The 17,501-nt window shown below is 43.7% G+C and carries 14 protein-coding genes and 1 pseudogene; 3 read left to right on the forward strand and 12 right to left on the reverse strand.

Translation table 11 applies throughout. The features are described 5' to 3' along the window. Nucleotides 1-39: 39 nt before the first annotated feature. Nucleotides 40-801: a hypothetical protein gene (locus MMG03_RS08390; protein ID WP_073286219.1), complete on the reverse strand. Its 762-nt coding sequence runs from the start codon at nucleotides 799-801 to the stop codon at nucleotides 40-42. 130 nt (nucleotides 802-931) lie between these two features. Here MMG03_RS08390 and uvrC point away from each other — a divergent pair, with 130 nt between their 5' ends. After that, nucleotides 932-2,812, forward strand: coding sequence for an excinuclease ABC subunit UvrC (gene uvrC, locus MMG03_RS08395; protein WP_249506086.1), 1,881 nt, complete (start codon nucleotides 932-934; stop codon nucleotides 2,810-2,812). A gap of 5 nt (nucleotides 2,813-2,817) precedes the next feature. Here the strand turns inward: uvrC and MMG03_RS08400 are convergent, their stop codons facing one another. Beyond that, on the reverse strand, nucleotides 2,818-5,523 hold the full coding sequence (locus MMG03_RS08400) for a TIGR02171 family lipoprotein (RefSeq protein ID WP_073159704.1): 2,706 nt from the start codon (nucleotides 5,521-5,523) through the stop codon (nucleotides 2,818-2,820). A 591-nt stretch (nucleotides 5,524-6,114) separates the two neighbouring features. Between MMG03_RS08400 and MMG03_RS08405 the strand changes: the two genes are divergently transcribed. Continuing rightward, nucleotides 6,115-6,759 carry a formate/nitrite transporter family protein gene (locus MMG03_RS08405; protein ID WP_083542059.1) on the forward strand — a complete coding sequence of 215 codons (645 nt, stop codon included), beginning with the start codon at nucleotides 6,115-6,117 and terminating at the stop codon, nucleotides 6,757-6,759. Between the two features lie 91 nt (nucleotides 6,760-6,850). Here the strand turns inward: MMG03_RS08405 and MMG03_RS08410 are convergent, their stop codons facing one another. The 10 genes and pseudogenes from MMG03_RS08410 to MMG03_RS08460 form a co-directional block, all read right to left on the reverse strand. Beyond that, nucleotides 6,851-7,846 (reverse strand): bile acid:sodium symporter family protein, encoded by a 996-nt coding sequence (locus MMG03_RS08410; RefSeq protein WP_073159700.1) that lies wholly within the window; start codon nucleotides 7,844-7,846, stop codon nucleotides 6,851-6,853. A 25-nt stretch (nucleotides 7,847-7,871) separates the two neighbouring features. Beyond that, nucleotides 7,872-8,801 carry an ADP-ribosylglycohydrolase family protein gene (locus MMG03_RS08415; protein WP_217650872.1) on the reverse strand — a complete coding sequence of 310 codons (930 nt, stop codon included), beginning with the start codon at nucleotides 8,799-8,801 and terminating at the stop codon, nucleotides 7,872-7,874. A 187-nt stretch (nucleotides 8,802-8,988) separates the two neighbouring features. Beyond that, nucleotides 8,989-9,738, reverse strand: a complete 750-nt coding sequence (locus MMG03_RS08420; RefSeq protein WP_249506087.1) for a hypothetical protein — start codon at nucleotides 9,736-9,738, stop codon at nucleotides 8,989-8,991. Nucleotides 9,739-9,917: 179 nt separating this feature from the next. Further along, complete coding sequence (locus tag MMG03_RS08425) at nucleotides 9,918-10,055, reverse strand: hypothetical protein (RefSeq protein WP_158535567.1); 138 nt, start codon at nucleotides 10,053-10,055, stop codon at nucleotides 9,918-9,920. A 137-nt stretch (nucleotides 10,056-10,192) separates the two neighbouring features. Continuing rightward, nucleotides 10,193-10,426, reverse strand: a complete 234-nt coding sequence (locus tag MMG03_RS08430; protein WP_249506088.1) for a hypothetical protein — start codon at nucleotides 10,424-10,426, stop codon at nucleotides 10,193-10,195. 257 nt (nucleotides 10,427-10,683) lie between these two features. After that, nucleotides 10,684-11,796 (reverse strand): annotated as a pseudogene (locus tag MMG03_RS16105) (YhcG family protein). 235 nt (nucleotides 11,797-12,031) lie between these two features. Continuing rightward, nucleotides 12,032-14,776: an AAA domain-containing protein gene (locus tag MMG03_RS08445; protein ID WP_249506091.1), complete on the reverse strand. Its 2,745-nt coding sequence runs from the start codon at nucleotides 14,774-14,776 to the stop codon at nucleotides 12,032-12,034. A gap of 125 nt (nucleotides 14,777-14,901) precedes the next feature. Continuing rightward, nucleotides 14,902-15,990, reverse strand: coding sequence for a hypothetical protein (locus MMG03_RS08450; RefSeq protein WP_249506092.1), 1,089 nt, complete (start codon nucleotides 15,988-15,990; stop codon nucleotides 14,902-14,904). Nucleotides 15,991-15,992: 2 nt separating this feature from the next. Beyond that, entirely contained in the window at nucleotides 15,993-16,565 is a 573-nt protein-coding gene (locus tag MMG03_RS08455) for an AAA family ATPase (RefSeq protein ID WP_346348709.1), read from the reverse strand. Continuing rightward, nucleotides 16,562-17,089, reverse strand: coding sequence for a hypothetical protein (locus MMG03_RS08460; RefSeq protein WP_249506093.1), 528 nt, complete (start codon nucleotides 17,087-17,089; stop codon nucleotides 16,562-16,564). The genes MMG03_RS08455 and MMG03_RS08460 overlap by 4 nt, the downstream gene beginning before the upstream one ends. A gap of 134 nt (nucleotides 17,090-17,223) precedes the next feature. On the opposite strand from MMG03_RS08460, the gene MMG03_RS08465 reads away from it, so the two are divergent. Beyond that, nucleotides 17,224-17,501, forward strand: a 278-nt coding sequence (locus tag MMG03_RS08465; protein WP_369077389.1) for a transposase family protein, incomplete at its 3' end; no start/stop codon positions are given.

Below are 17,501 nucleotides of genomic sequence, written 5' to 3' on the forward strand. Positions count from 1 at the left end.
TCATCCCCACGCCGAATGGATCTTCATCCATCAGCCAGTTTAGTCGAAAAAACTTGTCTGCGAGCCCTCCCCGCTCGCACGACTCTTGGATTCTTCCTTTTCTTCTGCGCCATGAACTTCGATGGTGGGCAGATCCTCTTGAGCAGGAGCCTGTTCCACCTCGTCGGCAACTTCTTCAACAGCTTCTTCAACAGCTTCGACAGATTCTTCCGCTTCCTGAACGTCGTCAGTTTCTACAGAAGGTTCCTCGATGCTCAAGTCGGTGCCCAGTTCGTTTTCGATGGTGGCCACCAGCTGATTGAACTTTTCCTGGGCGTCAGCGATTTCGTCGGACTGAGCCTGGAGCTGATCCATGAGTTTAGCAATGATGGCGTCCTTTTCTTCCACCTTTGCATTCAGGGCGTTCAGCAATTCAATCTTTTCGTTGATAATGCCATTCAGAGCCGCAATGTCGCGATCCTTTTCGGCAGCAAGATTCTTGAGGTTGGCAATGCTCACCAGCTTTTCGTTCAGAGCCTGTTCCTGTGCATTCACCTGATTGACGCGGGCGTCCAGGGCTGCCTTGGCGTCTGTAAGACTTGCACCCACAGCGGTCAGCTTGGCATTGGTATCGCTAAGGTTAGACTTCAGGGACGCAATGTTGGCGTTTGCGGTATCCAGCAAAATGCTCTTGTCCTGCAGCTGCGCCTTGGCATTTTCCAGTTCCTTACGAACCTTGGCGTTTTCCTGTTTGAGGGTGCGCACAGTCCCCAGGACACCTTCGACCTTCTGGGAAAGCGCATTCATATTTTCAAAATTCATCTTCGCTCCATAAGTTGAAATTCTTTGAAACTTTTCCTATCATAAGATAACTAAATTTTCATTGGAACTTCTAGAAATTACCGCTGATTTTTATAAAAAATGTACTTGAAAATTTCGGGGAAAAACCTTCATGATTTCGGTTAGTGAACACATCCAGCGCAGACTGAACGAACTGCCCGATCGACCGGGTGTGTACATCATGAAGAATGCCTCCGGTAAGATCATCTACATCGGAAAGGCCAAGGTTTTAAAGAACCGCGTGCGAAGCTACTTCGACGGTAGCGACCATCAGGGCCACCGTGCCGCCACCCTGATGCTCCCCTACATTCGCGACATCGAATGGATCATTACCGAGACCGAAGAAGAAGCACTGATCCTAGAAGCAAATCTTGTTCGTAAACACACGCCCAAGTACAACGTCTTGCTGAAAGATGACAAGCATTTCCCATACTTGGCATTCAGTGTGCGCGAGCCATTCCCCAGGCTGTTCCTGACCCGATCCGTCAGGAAGGACTCCAATCAGTATTACGGACCCTATATGAGTTCCCGCTATGTGGACAAGCTGAAGGATATTTGCGCCAGGCTGTTCAAGATCCGCGAATGCAATATGGAACTGCCGGCACGAACCCCTCAACGCCCCTGCCTGAATTACCATATCGGAAGGTGCAAGGCCCCCTGCGCAGGACTCGTCAGCCGCGAAGATTACTACAAGGACGTCATGCAGGCAAGACTCCTGCTAGAAGGCAAGCGGGATGACCTGCAGGAAATCTGGACTCGTGAGATGAACGAGGCTGCCGCCAACCTGGACTTTGAAATGGCGGCCAAAAAAAGGGACGCCATTCAAGCCCTTCAGTCCACAGGTATCCACGCCAAGACCGACACTTCCGACCCGAACCTTTCCCTGGATATTCTGACACTGCGCCGCAACGGAAGCCTAGCCGCCGCAGTCATCCTGGAGTACCGTGCAGGCGTTCTTACAGGCAGACGCCACTATCGGCTGAAATGCGAACTTGAAGATGACGAATCCGAAATTTTCCGTCAGATGATTCTCACCTGGTACGCCGAAGCGGAATTCATTCCCGGAGAAATCGCCACAGACATCGCCCTCCCCGAAGATGCGGCTCTTTTGCAAGACGCCCTGACGCAGCAAGCAAAACACAAGGTCTATTTCAACAACCCACAGCGAGGTGAAAAACTGGGCTTCCTGAAATTGGCAGGTGCCAACGCCGACATGATCCTCGTAGAAATGCGGGCCGAAGTACAGAAGTACAGTGAAATCGACCAGAGCGTCTTCGAACTGCAAAAAGTTCTAGGTCTCAAGAAGACTCCTTTCAGAATCGAGTGCGTAGACATTTCTCACTTGAGCGGCACCAACACGGTGGCAAGTCTCGTGGCCTTCAAGAACGGGAAACCAGACAAGTCCAACTACCGCAAGTTCATCATCAAGACCGTAGAGGGTGTAGACGATTTCGCCAGCATGCGTGAAGTCATGACCCGACGTATCCGCCGTCTCGAAGATGAAGGCATACCCATGCCCGACCTGTGGGTATGCGATGGCGGTAAAGGTCAGGTGGACGCCACCATGCAAATTCTGAAGGAGCTGGGACACGATCAGGATTTACCGCTAATCGGTCTCGCCAAACGTCTCGAAGAAATCGTATTCCCCGATGACCGAAAGAGCATCGTGCTGCACAGAACTAGCCCCGCCCTAAAACTCCTGCAGAACGCCCGTGACGAAGCCCACCGTTTCGCCATCACCTACCAGCGCAGCAAACGCAAGAGGGATCTGGAAGTGGAATGGCTAAAGCAGCCTGGCGTCGGCCATGAAACCCGCATCAAGATTCTAAGCAAATACAAGAGTGCAGAAGCCTTTATGGCCGCTCCGCTCGAAGATATAGAAATCCTGTTGGGAAAAGTCCGCGGAAACAAACTCCGCGAACAGATTGCCCAATATTGCGCCGACTTTATTACACCTGACTTTGATAAGGATCCAGAACAGGATCAATCTTAAGGGGACTACTCCAGAGTCTTGAGAAGAGAGTCCAGTCGCGCCGTCAGCTGCTTGGATCCATAGATATTCAGGTGGTCATAATCATACGCCATGGAAGACGGGTAATCATGATCCCCCATCTTATTTTCATCAAACAGGACAAAATACTTTTCAAGTTCATCCAGTTCTTTTAAACGTTTGATGAAATTTTTTGCCGTGCTGCGAAGCATACCATGACGACCATACTGGTCTGTTTTCTTATAGTAGGGGCTGATGGGGAAAACAACACCTATTACATACACTCCATTTTTTTTTGCCATTTTCAAAATATTCAAAAGTTCCTGGTAGTTTCCTTCTGGATTCGGGCTATCCTTATCCCACCCTTGTTCCAGAATTTCAGCAGTACCATCTTCGCCATACCAGCCATTCTGAACATCAGTTGCCGCCTGCCCTCTGTAATAATCAAAGGTCGTCATAATATCTTCATTTTCCACCATGCTTTTCTGGGAAACATCCACAAAACCCTTGAGCAAACCATCCTTCCAGAAGTCATGATTGATATCGTACTTGTACCCCAGAGCTGAGCCCTGGTTTTCTAGAATAGCAACCCCATCTCTATCCCTCCACAAATCAAAATCAATACCTACAACAAGGAACTTAATATTACGGCAATGGTTCAGCACATAATTTTCAATTAGATAACGACTGCAATACATATCGCAAGGAATGACAGCCATATTCAAGGCATTTCTCAAAAGACTGGAAGAGAATCCCGCATTCATGTGGGAATTGCCCAAGCCCACAATTTCAAGGGAGTCCTTGTAATTCCAGAACAGCCTTAACTTGTACGAAAGATAGTGGGTAGCCTGATCTTCGCTATAATAAGCGGCCGCACTATCCAAGCTGAGTTTCTGATCCAGTTCTGCATCCAGTTTTTCAGTCCATAGGGAAGGGTGCCATAATTCTACACCTTCAACCAGTTCAGTCACGCTGGAATCTTTTGTATTCACGGCAACAACCTTGGAATGGGCGCCATCCCCGTTAGTCAAAGTTGCAGCGATCAAATTTGACGAGGCCCATTCGGTATGGTCAAATGCATAACCCGAAGGAGCGCCAATAGAATTCACCAGTTCACCGGTACTATCCGCAATCAGGATCCGTTCGTGAACGCCATATTTTTCGCCCACAAAATTCTTGTCGGTCTTGTCCCCAAAATCAAGGAACAGGGTCTGCCCATTTCCGGATTTCGACAAAGATACATTGCAGGCCTGTTTCGAATCAAACCAGACGGTATCAACATCTTTCTTGTGAGCTCGCAAAAGTTTCGATCCAGAAACGGCAAAATTTCCCTGGACGCCACCATGATAGGATCCGTCAAACAGTTTTTTAGGCTTGCCAAATTTTCCACCAGAAAAAGGAACACGCCATGTTGACTTTTTCATAAAGGTAGATTCATCGCTATTATCGCCGGCATCCGAAACGTACACGATAACGGTATCTCCGCTTTCAAGAACATTCCACCTAGGTATGGCCGCCGATTCAACATCCAGTCTTATCGCAGGCTCGCCGCTTGCATTCAGCTTGCGAACATAGACAGAGGATTTTCCAGAAACACCTTCAAGCCCCGTGCAGAACGCCACCCACTTTCCATCTGGCGAAATTTCCGGATGGTAGGAATCAATGGAATCTTTTATTTCAACAACAGAAAGGAACGCATTCGAGTAATCCACATAGGCCAGGTTCCCGCGGCTGTCATCTCGAAAAACCAACTTGGCCCGATACGCCCCCGAAAGTTTTCGAACTGTCGCAGAACTGGCTAGAGGAGCCACAAAGCTATTCTGAGCCAATCCTGTTTCAGACAACCACACCGCATTGGGAATTGCACCGAACGCAAGACGGAAACCCACATAGGACGCCCGGGTCGTCGAAGTCACGACATACACATCCCCGCGGCTGTAGCGGTTAACAAAGGAGGACTCGTTGCGGAAACTTCCGCCCTTCAGAACACGTTCCCCAAGACTCCCCCCATTGGGAGCCCCCACATAATTTGAGATAGTGGTATCCCTGAACAGGCCCAACCAGTCGTTCACCCATTCGGACACGTTACCCTCCATATCGCAGACCATGGATTTCTTCTTGGAGCATACTTTTTTAGGAGAATCAACGTCATCATCTGCAGTCCAACTGTTACGGACATTCCAATCCATGTTTGCGGCAAAAATCCATTCCGCTTCGGTAGGCAATCGGTAGGCATTCACTTCCGGATGAAAAATCAAACCTTCTATACCATTGCAATGACCTTCGCCGTCATAGGAGGCCTTGACATAGGTGTATGCCGTATCCAGCTTTTCGTTCTTGCTCTTGGCATTGGCATAAAGAACCGCATCATAATAATTGACATTGGAAACAGGCAGACTATCCTTTTGGCAATTTACCGACTTGTCAAAGGATTTGTATTCGCCGCAAGTGACCTCATGATCTTGGATGGAGTAATCATAATCAAAGGAGACCGTCATTTTCGGACGTTCATTAGCCTTGGCCGTACCGACATCAGTTCCAAGAACAGTTGATTTCCCTGAAGAAAGAACCCTTACAAAACCAGGGCGTTCAGAATCCTCTTCCCCCAACGGGCTAGAACTTCCACCGTCATCGCACCCCAACAGAAGCGAAACAGAGAAAAGCACCTGAAAAACAGGGAAAAACGCAAATTTTGAAAACCTAAATTCTGCCATATCCACAAAAATAGGTTTTTCAGCCACTCCAGATAATCATATTCTACAATGGGTCCTCCAAATAAGAAAAAATTATATCTTAAAATGGCTTGTCCCGTGCATCCTAATTAGGTATATTACGCCTAGGCATCCTCACGGATCAACGCCCGATCTAACAGTATATTAAAAGCTCGTCGCTCTTACGGTACAGTTTAGGCCCACGGCTCCCTGACTTGGCTTGACCATGCTTCAAAGCTTAAAAAGGTGGGAAAAACGAAATCCTGAGGCACTGCTATCTTTTTTAGAATAGTAGTATCGAGTGTTTCGCCGTGGAACGGATGCCATACTTTTTTTAGACAAGGGAAGGCTTCGTCTTTACTTGACTAGGGAAGGCTTCGCCCTCCCTAAAACCCTCCTGGGCAATCGCGAAAGCGATTGCGATCGCAGGTTAACATCGAGGGCTGATTTAAGGGAAGGCTTTGCCCTCCCTAAAACCCGGGCAATCGCAAAAGCGATTGCGATTTTGGATTGAAGCCGAGGGGTAATTTTGACAGTCCCGCTTTCCTTGGAGCGGGACTTTTTTAGGGTGCAGTTTTTTCTATGTTTTGGGGTATGATTAAGTCTATTTTTGCCGGCCTGATGATTAGCGTGGGATGCGTCAGCTTCCTTTCTGTCGACAACAAGATTGCAGGAACATTCCTGTTCTCCCTGGGTCTTTACACCATCATCCTGCTAAAGTTCGACTTGTTCACCGGCAAGGTGGGTTACCTTTCTACAAATCGCAACCTGGCTTACCTAAAGTATCTGGGCAAGGTCTGGCTGGGCAACCTGATCGGCACTACCGTCGGGGCAGCCACCGTTGCGGCCACACGCCTTACCATCAGCACAAGCGCTCTGGTTGCGGTCAAGCACAACGACAATTTGCTGAGCCTTCTGATCTTGGGAGTCTTCTGCGGTATGCTCATGTTCATCGCCGTCGAAGGCTACAAGCGCTGCAGCAACCCGCTGATTGTCGTATTGCCTGTCATGGGATTTATCCTTTGCGGTTTTGAACACTGTATTGCCGACATGTTCTACTTTGCCTTCGCGATTATCAAGGGCATTGCAGGCGGTATCGCGGGCGGGAACGTTGCGACCTTCGGCGGTGTTAGTGAAATTGGCAGCACCGTGCTTCGTCTCGCCGTTATCACCATAGGTAACCTGATCGGCGGATGCCTGGTGTGCTACGCCAGCGTGAACATCAACAAAGAAGCTTAGTAAACAACCTAAATTTTATACAGGAAAGGCCCGCATTTTCGCGAGCCTTTTTTTTAAAGATTGCATTTTTACACTGCAATTTTTATAAAAATTATCTGGAATTTTTCCTGTCCAGTTTTGCAAAGATTCCTGCAAGAACCGTACCGCTAATGGAATGGTAGGCACAGCTGATAGCGCAGGGAACCACACATAGGGCGGCTTCAGGATGGGCCGCAATATTTTCGGGATTGGCAAAAAATCCTGCAGCGAGGACGGTAGCCATTCCCGCATTTTGCACGCCAACTTCAATAGAGATGGTACGCTTCTTGGCGGTGCTGAACTTAAGGACGCGTCCCACGCTATAGCCCAGCACATAGCCCAAAGCATTATGGCAGAACACCACCGCCAGTACCAAAAATAACAGGCTTATACCATTGGACAGCAAATGGGGGCGAACCGTCACGATGACGCCACCCACAATAAGCGCAAGTCCAATGACACTGACACTTGGCATGTTGGCCTGCAGTTCCTTGAATCCGTCGCGATGTCCCAAAAAGTGATTGCAGAGAAAACCGATCATCACGGGGCCGATGGTCACATAGAGAATGTTCAGGAACATGCCCACTGCATTCACGTTGATGCTGGTGTCTGCAAGCCACAAGACCAGCAGCGGCGTCATGACGGGAGCGAGCAAGGTGCTGACGGTCGTCATTCCCACGGAGAAAGCCACATCGCCTTTTGCCAGGTAGCTCATCACATTGCTGGAGACGCCACCGGGGCAGCAGCCCACCAGAATGATACCTACAGCGAGATACGGATCCAGTCCGAAAACTTTCGTAAGGCACAGGGCAACCAGCGGCATGATGGTGTACTGAGCCAAGGCGCCAGCGCAAATGTCCAGCGGGCGCTTCGCCAAGTTCTTGAAATCTTCAATGCGAAGGGTCAAGCCCATGGACAGCATGATGATTCCGAGAATCACGGAAGAAACGTTTCCGCGCACCCAGGCGAAAGTGACAGGAGCAAAGAAGGCAACCACCGCGCAGGCGATTACAAAAAGAGACGTATAGGTGGAAAGAAAACGGGTCACCGCCCTGATTACTTTAAGCATGGCCCAAATATAAAATGGTTCCGTCTTACTTGCAAGCCACGAATTTCTGGAACCGGATTAGCATTTTCAACATTCGTTCATCCAGGCGGTTGACGGTCTCCTGCTGGATTTCTACAGGAATGCCGTAGACAGCTTCGGCCATGGCGCAGGCGATACAGCAGAGGGTATCGCTGTCGCCGCCCAACGAAACAGCCAGGCGGGCTACTTCCTCGAAGGAGTTCCCTTCACGGAAGGCGCAGAAGGCCTGAGGCACCGTATTCTGGCAGGATTCATCCATATGGTAGGTGGGGCGGATCTTGTCGCAGGTCATCTTGCTGATGGGGTATCCGTAGGTACGTTCCACATAGTCGAGGATTTCTTCCTTGGACTTACCTGCACGCCCCAAGAAGATGGCGGCGGCAACGGCCTTTGCGCCCTTGATACCCTCGGGATGATTGTGGGTGACGCGGGCAGAAACCTCGGCAAATTTTTCCACCTCTTCCAAAGTATCGTAAGCCCAGCCCACCGCAGAAACTCGCATGGCGGAACCGTTTCCCCAGCTGTTGTAGGGCTTTGGATTCCTGTCTACCAGCCAGTAACGGAAATTTCCACCGTAGCCTGCATAGGGGAATGCCTGCCCCCACTTTTGCATGGAAGCGACCATAGCCTTTTCGGTCTTTTCAAGGTCGGGTTGACCGCCCACGAATCCAGCCATTACCGCTTCCGCCACAGCCACCGTCATGACGCTATCATCGGTCCATTCTGACGCACGATTGAACAGCGGGAATTCCGTGGTCTTGATGTTGTTGCAGTCAAATTCGTAGGGCGCCCCGATGGTATCGCCAGCGATAGCCCCCAGAAGGCAGGTGTCCTTTTTTAAACTTAACTTCGGCGCTTTATTTTCCATTTCGCCCCAGCAAATGTTACTCGCAGCCTTGCGGAAAACTTCCTTCATTTTCTTTTCATGTTCTGTCATAAAGACTCCTTTTTCCTTCCTATCGTCACAAAAATTGCATTTGTCAACTGGGACAAAAAAACGTATAACAATAACGCAAATTTTATAAAAGCCACTCTTTTTCTTATCAAAAAAAATAGGCTATTGGAAAAAAGAAAAGGTCGCCCCAGAGGCGACAAAATACATCCACTTTGTTCTAGTCCGATTATTAAGGAACTTCAATCACATTCTTATGGGATTGCCGCATGGCATAAAAATTTTCTAGAAGCTGCAGGACCGTTTCCTTTTCCCGCGGGGAGAAACGGCGATGACTCATGACAAAATGCTGGGCAGAACAGCCCTTCAAAAATTGAATCTGCTGGTAAAGCAACTGCACGTTGTAAAAATCGGGACCGTTATGATTTACCGTAGGGTAAGTGGAATCTCCCAGGAAAGCGATAGCGCCACGGGACTGCTCGCCGCAACAATCGCAATCGGGTACATCGTCGTCTACAGTGAGCATCAGGGAACCTTTGGCGTGACTGCTGGGAATTGGCTCAATGCAAATCTTTAAACCATCTTCAAACTGCAAGGGCGACTCAACAACCTGAGTGCCGCTGCGGGCGCGAATGTTTTCATCGCAATGGCGGAAGGTCTCGCGTCCAACGAAAAGGTTATCAAAATGAACCCGGGGCAGATTGAAGAAATGGTCCCGATGGAAATGGGAAATGACGATATTTTTCTTGAGGGGCGCGGCATCTTGATGCAAGCGCGGCGCAGTTCCCTCAAGAAGTTCTCCCACAGAAACATCGCAAGGCAAATTGTTCACAAAATCTGCGGCCTCATCCGAGGCGCCAACATCAAAAATCCACCAAGCGGTTTCCCCACGGATGGCATAAACATCCGCACTCAACGGCCCCTTTTCGCTAGGGTTCGATGCTGGCAGATGAAGAATTCTTGATTGCAAATCGCGGAACATGATTCTCAAATGTAACTATTTAGAATGCGCAGCAAACTTTTTGGAGATTTTTTGTCACCAAAGACATCTTTTTAGAAATTTAGTGACACAAAACACAGAACACATCCTGCCACGGCTATTTAAACCGGGACTTCAAGAAAGTGCGTGGGTAGCCCAGCACTCCAAACCAGCAACAAATGCTAGATTTGCAACATGCAATTCAGCATGTCGTTCATGAAATAGTGCGCGTTGCGGTAAGCGATATGCCCTCCATCGCGATACCTGCGGACGATGCTGTCGAATTGGGCGTTGAGATCTTCAAGTTTTAGTGGTTGCATAGTTATTATCGGAGTCACTTTTTCAAAGAATATGTCCTATTCTTGTTCGCTCCGTTGGAGACAATTTTGCCTTCTTCTACAAGTTCTGTGATATAGTCCTTGGTACGAGAAATCTTCAAACCAATAACATCTGCAATTTATTCGACAATCATTTTCTTGAAATTTATCGCCGATTTATCGCCGATTTCTGAATTCTGTCGGCGATAAAAGTTCACTCGGAACATGTCTCCGATTTCGGTGAATTCAGGGAGAGCTACGCTGTATTCCTGACACATCGTATTAATTCGCTGGAAACCGGACCCCCATCCTTCGAGAGTCGGCTCGCATAGTTCCGCGGAACCGAGCGCACTGAATTCGCGAAGTATATTCATGCTTGCCCAAAAGAATTGCCAACGCATTCGTTGCCTTGTCATGTGAACGACCCGCAAGTAGGTGCAAATTTTCTAAATCGGCCTTTGTGATTTTTCGTTTGGAACGTTTTGAAAAATCCTTGCATAGAAAATCTATATCGGCATCGGTCACCTTGAGCGAACGATACGGAAGTTCATCGTAAGAGATGTTTTTTCCGCGATTTTCAAGTTCACTAAGGGCCGACAAATCAGCGTTGCGAGTGGTCGCCGAGGAGACATTAGCCATCCTTAGGGCCGTCAATTAACCCCGATTCCAATTCGTTGATTGTCGGAATTAAGCCTTCAACTTTTGCAGGATATAATTTTTCAAGTTCAAAATCCGAAATACCTATTGGTTGGTTGCTCGATTCCAACGCATATTGGGCTAACAAGCGATCTTTACTCTTACAAATAAGCAGACCAATTGTAGGGTTATCCCCTTCACACTTTAAAATGTGATTTGCGGAAACAACATATCCACCTAATTGACCCACATCTTGAAAATCGAATTCACCCATCTTGACTTCGATAACAACATAACATCTAAGAGAAAGGTGATAGAACAGCAAATCAATAAATTTTTCTTTTTTTCCGACCTGTAACCTATACTCCTTGCCCACATAGGCAAAACCAGACCCCAGCTCTATCAAGAAATTTGTGATATTGGAAAGTAAAGCCGACTTTAACTGTTTTTCGTTATACTCCTTTGTTACGCCGGCAAAAGCGAAACTATAAGGGTCCTTTGTAATTTCTTTCGCAAGATCGCTAGTTGGAGATGGCAATGTCTTCGAAAAATTGGTAATCGCCTTGCCCTGTCGCTCATATAGGTTTGAATCGATCCAATTCATAAGCGAAGAACGGCTCCACCCATTTTCAACAATCTGCCCTACAAAGAAAAGCGCTTTGGGCGGATTGTCAGAGAATTTATCAATGAGCAAACGATGGTGGCCCTATGGTACTTTAGGCAATTCTTCCGCAACTTGCGGAAATATTTGCGGATACAATTCTTCCGCAACTTGCGGAAACAATTTCTTGGGATCCGAATAAAGCTGATAAAATCGCTTTGCATATCTCAAATTCCCTTCTGTCAGCCCCTCCGCATCTGGTAATAACTTTCTTAAATCGCGGCTAAGAGTGGCATAAAATTTGGTGCCATACTTATTATCTATCTGCTTTTCGAAGATGTCCTTTCCAACGCTATAATAAAATTTCAACTGCTCCGAATTGATGTGAACAGAAGCCTTGATCAAATAGCTTTTATATCTTGATGACAACTGTTTGACCCATTCAAGATAATCCTTATCGAGAATGGTTAAAGATTGTTTTTGCCCGTTTTCACTTTTTCTACTCATGCAAGACCTCTCGCCCTAAATATACTCACAACCAGATGTCACAAAATGTCAAACCGGCATTTTTCTAAAAAAATTTCATTTTTTTTCGTCTATAATTTTGCCGCTTTTCGTTCAATTTCTCCAAATTTCGTCTAAAGTTCGTCTAAGTTCCGTCTTTAAAATTGCTATTTAGACGAGCGGGGGCAATAGATTGAAGCGATACTTATTTTCCAAGGCTTTTCAGTTCCTTTCTATCCTAATTTACCATATACGCTTTCAATTTACTTTCAAGTTGTTCGCGTTCGTTGCTTCCCTTGGTAGAAAATCTCACATAATCAATGCCATATCGCTCTAATATACAATCTTTCATACGATCGCGTTCTGCCTGAACAGATTCTTGCTTATGGAAATTTGCACCATCAATTTCAATTGCCAAAACAGGCGTTTTTGAAATACGATTTGTAATCAAGAAATCAATATGCGTTGAAGGATGTTTGGCATAACTGAGCAACGCCAGATTATCCACTATTTTTGAAAAATCTCGAATTAGATGATTCATTGGATACTCAAAGAACACATCTAGGCTCGGGCAGGATTTCAAAACATCACGAATCATTCTATACGCAATGTTTTCCGAAGGATATTTCGAGATACTTTCCATATTTCTGAAATTCGTGCAGCACTTTTGACTAAACAAAACATCGAAAATGGAGTAAACCTTACTTTCTACAGACTCACCTGCATTGTATTGAATGTAGCCAATTAGGTCATCAAGAATGCTACCTTTTGGTTGTTCCTGCTTAGAAGTAACCAAGATAAATTTGTTCTTTGCTCTTGAAACAGCTACATTTATTGTCTGCGGATCTCCAGAGAATTCAGTCAGAACATTATCTACCGTCGAAAAGATTATTGAATCCTTTTCACGGCCTTGAAACTTATGAATGGTCGATATATCAATATTCGGAACAACCTTTCTCAATTCACTGCATTGCTTATTATAAGGAGATATTATCCCCACATCGGTCGTTTTGAGTGTTGGCATCACCTCTCGAGCAATTGCCTCAATCTGTTTCTGGTTGACATTATTTTCTCGACCAGTCGGAGCCGTCCAATGAATTACCAGCGGATTTTGTTCTGTATTGCTAGAAAGAACAACCAGCTGATTGTCATAAAATTTCTGATTACAAAACTCAATAATCTTCGGGTGGCAACGATAATGTTCTTTCAACAAAGTTTTAGCTGTTTCGGGAATAAAGCGACCAATAGAATCCAAGAAACTCACATCTGCACAGTTATACATCTGAGGCACTTTATGCTTTTCAAAAATTTCTTGATACTTTTCTTTTTCTTCTCTTGTCGTCACCTTTTCAAGTTGCTTACTATCGCCAACAATCACAGCATTCTTCGCACAAGAAATAGCCAACGCACCCGTAGCAATGTCAACCTGCGAAGATTCATCCATAATCACATAGTCAAAAATTGCATTTGGACTAAGCGCACTCTTTGACGCAAACGTAGTGCTGAATATAATCGGGTAATCTTGAAGGAATTCACTCCATTTACGATACAAATCATCTTTTGTATATATGGTTTGTTCTTTTCTCAGATTAAATTTTCGAAAAACATTCTCGTACAAAATTGATTTTGAAAAGCTCAGCAAATCAGACGCGGCATGCTCATTTGCCTTTACAGATTTTTCCAAGGAATTAACACGATTTCTGTATTCCGCCAATCGAATTACAAAACAGAAATTTTCAAGACTTGCTATAATCGCAGCAACATCACCCTTGAGAAATTTCCAATTAGAAAGCCCCTTAACAAAACGCAGCCAAACACGAGTAAAAAAAGAAAACTTGTTTCTTGACGGGTTATTCTTAAGATTTGATTCTAGTTGGCTTCTAACGGATTCCATATCGAATTGATTCAGATCATTTCGATTTTCAATGGAGTAGTCTGAAATTCCCAATTCATCTAGATAGTCCTTAAAATGCTCATAATTCACTCTCGCACTTTCAAATTCCGTCTTTACGCGAGCTAACTCATTCTGCTCACTAAAAAGCCGTTTTGCGTCGAAAACTTTCTTTAATATGTTCTTTTGCCACGAAGCGAGACTAGGACGATTTTTTTCTATGGGATGTTCCAATTTTCTAGGCTTTTGCGATTCAATAAAAGATGTCTTATTTTCATCTTTACCAAGCATAGCCGAAAGAAAATCCAATTTATATTGAGACAACTTCTCTTGGACGTTCTTTATGGCGCTATTATTGTTGGATACGACTAACGCGGTCTTACCTTGAATCAGCAAGTTGGCAAGGATGTTTAGAATCGTCTGTGTTTTACCAGTTCCTGGAGGCCCTTGAATTAGGCTAATTGTATATTTGAACGCATTTTGAACTGCATTGATTTGGCTGAGGTTGCAACCAAACGGGAAAACAAGACTTCGAGTCTCTGTAGTTTGCAAGTCCTTTTGAGCTCCAGACTTCAAATAAAGAGCCAACGCGGTATCTTCACCTTCGTAGATTCCTTTTATTTTGTCATATTGCTTTTGCAATAAGGAGGCATCCACTTTCTTGTTTTCATTCTCACAAAATTCCTGAACCAACAAGGGATTGTTCGCTGCAACATCTTTTAAATAATTCAAGACGACACTTTGAAAAGAATCCTTCGTTTCATTCAGGATCTTCAGCTCATCACACTTATAGGTTTTAGCCTTATCCTTGAAAACAATATGCCAATATTTTTTGTTCGATTTGGCGTCACAAAACTCATAGATGTTTTCAATATTGTAAAGTTCAATGCCATTTACAGAAATCTTTTGATTTTGGAATTCATGCTGGCAAGGGTTATTTAGACAAACAACATTACCAGCGCTATATTCATAAGCATTACCATTACGAAAAACAACCTTACATTTCCGGCTAGCATCATCAAAAGAAAGAGATTCAACCTCTTCCGTCTTAATTTCTCCTTTGATTAATACGAGAACTTCGCGTGGGTTCATAACTAGATGGAATAATCACCAAATAGAGTTAAAAATGTAAACAGATTCTTCTCGACCTCTTCTTCGGTCTTGAATTGAACCTTGGAATAGAATGTGCCTGTGGGAGCGAAAAGCATGGGAAATCCCTAATACAATTTTAATTTTTTTGCCAAATCTAACCTCATCTTTGATAAAGGCCTTTTGTGTATATCCCCATTTGCATAAAATCTATATAACAAACGAACAATCTGATCTGTTGATAATGACATGCCAACTTTCGAGAATAACTTGCCAAACACCGCAATTATATTTTGTTGATATCCATGTGTTTGAGCATCCTTTAACCAAAGCAGTTCCTCCGCTTCATCATCAAAAGATTTGTATAAATCCTCTATATGAAACACATCATTGTGATTTGTTTTTAAATTTTGATCCTTGCAATTTAGAAGAATATTTCTCACATTTTCTCTTTTATCTATCGCTAAACTAGTTATTACATTTTGATTCAATTCAAATTCAAACGGATCTAAATCATTTTTGACATCTGTGTATAAATTAAAATCACTATCTTGTATACTTTTCCATCGATTGCAAAAAGGACAACTTGGTTGCAAATTATAAAATGAAACGCATAAAAAAGGAAATTGAGATTTAGGAAGATAATGGTCTAATTCATAACGTCCCATAATCTCCAATCTATTTTTACCTCCCGGAGTCTTGCCACGAATGTTCGTGTTAACAATATAACTTGCATTGCAATATACACAAGCATTAATATTAAGATCATTAAAATAAGAAACAAATCCATATGGAGAATCACGCACATAATCATATCTTAAAGCATCAACAATTGCATCATTAAATTGAGTTTTATCATTTTGATCATCCCACGGTGCTTCTTCTAATTCTTTTTGCGTTAAAAATAATGCTTTATGTTTGCCCAAAAAATCATTTTCACAAAAAGATTTTGACTTTTTATAATTATCCCAACTTTTTTTCACCTCTGAAGGTTTCACTAAAAGTAAATCTTCTGGATTTTTTTCATCTTCAAAATTTTTTATAATTTCGTCTATATAATCAATATATTTTTGATACCCGTTATGCGGTGTTGGCGAAATTCTTTTTTTTAAATCATCTAAATTTTTTAAGGGATGCGTCTTCGTTAAATTTTTAAAAATATTATCACGATATTTTTTTGCGATTGTTTCATAATCAGAATAAAGAAGTCGACGCATAATTATTCCTTATGAGCAGCTTTATCGAGCATATATTCTCTTATAACAGGCTCGCCTATTAAATTATTAATACGAGATTTAATCTTTTCTTTATCTATTTTTTCTTTACCAGTGATGCATTCAATTAATTCATCAATCCGCTTTTGTGCAAATGCTCCTATAAAGCCATTCTCCAAGAAGAAGCTCTGATGTAAAACATCACAGATACTTGCAGCAAAAGGATTAACACGAATGTCATTGCTTACATCTGTTCCATTTTTCAAATACAAAATATTTTGTTTGGGGATATCTGATAGGACAAAAGGAGAATGTGTCACTAAAATAATATTTATCATAAATTTCTTGTTATAGCCAAGCCTTTTGATCATGGAAATGAGATTATCAACAAAACAACGTTGATAATCAGGATGAAAACTTATCTCTATTTCCTCGAATATCAAATTAACATTATTGTACTTCGGAAGATCTTCAGATTTTACAGACAGTAAATTTTCCATATGATAAACACAGGTACTTAATGTGCTAAAGAGTTGTCTTTCACCTGAGCTAAGTTTTTCAAAAGGAATGTTGCCTATCTTTTTTTACCTTCTTGTTGTTCTTTATATAAGAAAACAGATGGAATAAAGAATGGTGGAGGAAGATGGCGTTTCAACGCCATTAAAGAAGTACCAGCAGAATCAAACTTCAAACATTTTAAGTAATCTTCGACAGAAAAACCATTTGACTTAGTAAGAAGTTTTTTTATAGCACCATAATTATTTAGAAAATTATACACTTGATGAACCTTAACGGTAATGTGGGACTCATCCTTATGTAAAATTTTACGCACAAGCAATTGCAACAACACTCTCTCTTTTTTCGTTGCGATTTTATCTAATTTCGTTATATCTCCCAAATCGTGATATTTTGAATATAATGAGTATTTTGATGCAATCGACAGTACTTTATACGCCAAATATCCATATGAATCTATTTCTATTTTATCGTATACCATATCATTGTCAAACCCAAACGCATTAGCGATAAGACGAATAAAAGTATTTGGATTTTTCTTTAGAAATGAGCCCAAATCAAAAAAAATATGGCTCTTCATCAACATGTGTGGGTGGCTTCGCCACCCTTTTTTGTTGAATTTCTCCTAAATTAAACAAAAAATGGGCTATTTTCTAAAATTTAATCGCCAAAAAAAACAGAAGAAAAAGCCCATGTCAAAATTATACAAATCCATCTTCAATGTCAACGGCTGTACTGTCGTCAAGCAGGAGCAAATCGATACCCACGGTAAGACTCACCAAGGGCAACGCCAGCAGGTGCGGCTGTTGCGGGCGAAAAGGGAAACTCTACGACAACGGCCGGGAACAGAGGGTATGGCGGACGCTCGATCTCGGCACGAAAATGGGCTTCATCAAGATGGACACCTACAGGGTGAAGTGCAGGAAGTGTGGCGTAAAAACCGTGAAGGTGCCGTGGGCAAGCCACAGGTCTGGCTTCACCGACGCCTTCGAGCAGCA

The organism is Fibrobacter sp. HC4, from assembly GCF_023373925.1.
Lineage (GTDB): Bacteria > Fibrobacterota > Fibrobacteria > Fibrobacterales > Fibrobacteraceae > Fibrobacter.

Coding starts and splice junctions, on each gene's coding strand:
- MMG03_RS08390 (WP_073286219.1), bottom strand. CDS start 801: ATGAATTTTGAAAATATGAATGCGCTTTCCCAGAAGGTCGAAGGTGTC.
- uvrC (WP_249506086.1), top strand. CDS start 932: ATGATTTCGGTTAGTGAACACATCCAGCGCAGACTGAACGAACTGCCC.
- MMG03_RS08400 (WP_073159704.1), bottom strand. CDS start 5,523: ATGGCAGAATTTAGGTTTTCAAAATTTGCGTTTTTCCCTGTTTTTCAG.
- MMG03_RS08405 (WP_083542059.1), top strand. CDS start 6,115: ATGATTAAGTCTATTTTTGCCGGCCTGATGATTAGCGTGGGATGCGTC.
- MMG03_RS08410 (WP_073159700.1), bottom strand. CDS start 7,846: ATGCTTAAAGTAATCAGGGCGGTGACCCGTTTTCTTTCCACCTATACG.
- MMG03_RS08415 (WP_217650872.1), bottom strand. CDS start 8,801: ATGACAGAACATGAAAAGAAAATGAAGGAAGTTTTCCGCAAGGCTGCG.
- MMG03_RS08420 (WP_249506087.1), bottom strand. CDS start 9,738: ATGTTCCGCGATTTGCAATCAAGAATTCTTCATCTGCCAGCATCGAAC.
- MMG03_RS08425 (WP_158535567.1), bottom strand. CDS start 10,055: ATGCAACCACTAAAACTTGAAGATCTCAACGCCCAATTCGACAGCATC.
- MMG03_RS08430 (WP_249506088.1), bottom strand. CDS start 10,426: ATGAATATACTTCGCGAATTCAGTGCGCTCGGTTCCGCGGAACTATGC.
- MMG03_RS08445 (WP_249506091.1), bottom strand. CDS start 14,776: ATGAACCCACGCGAAGTTCTCGTATTAATCAAAGGAGAAATTAAGACG.
- MMG03_RS08450 (WP_249506092.1), bottom strand. CDS start 15,990: ATGCGTCGACTTCTTTATTCTGATTATGAAACAATCGCAAAAAAATAT.
- MMG03_RS08460 (WP_249506093.1), bottom strand. CDS start 17,089: ATGTTGATGAAGAGCCATATTTTTTTTGATTTGGGCTCATTTCTAAAG.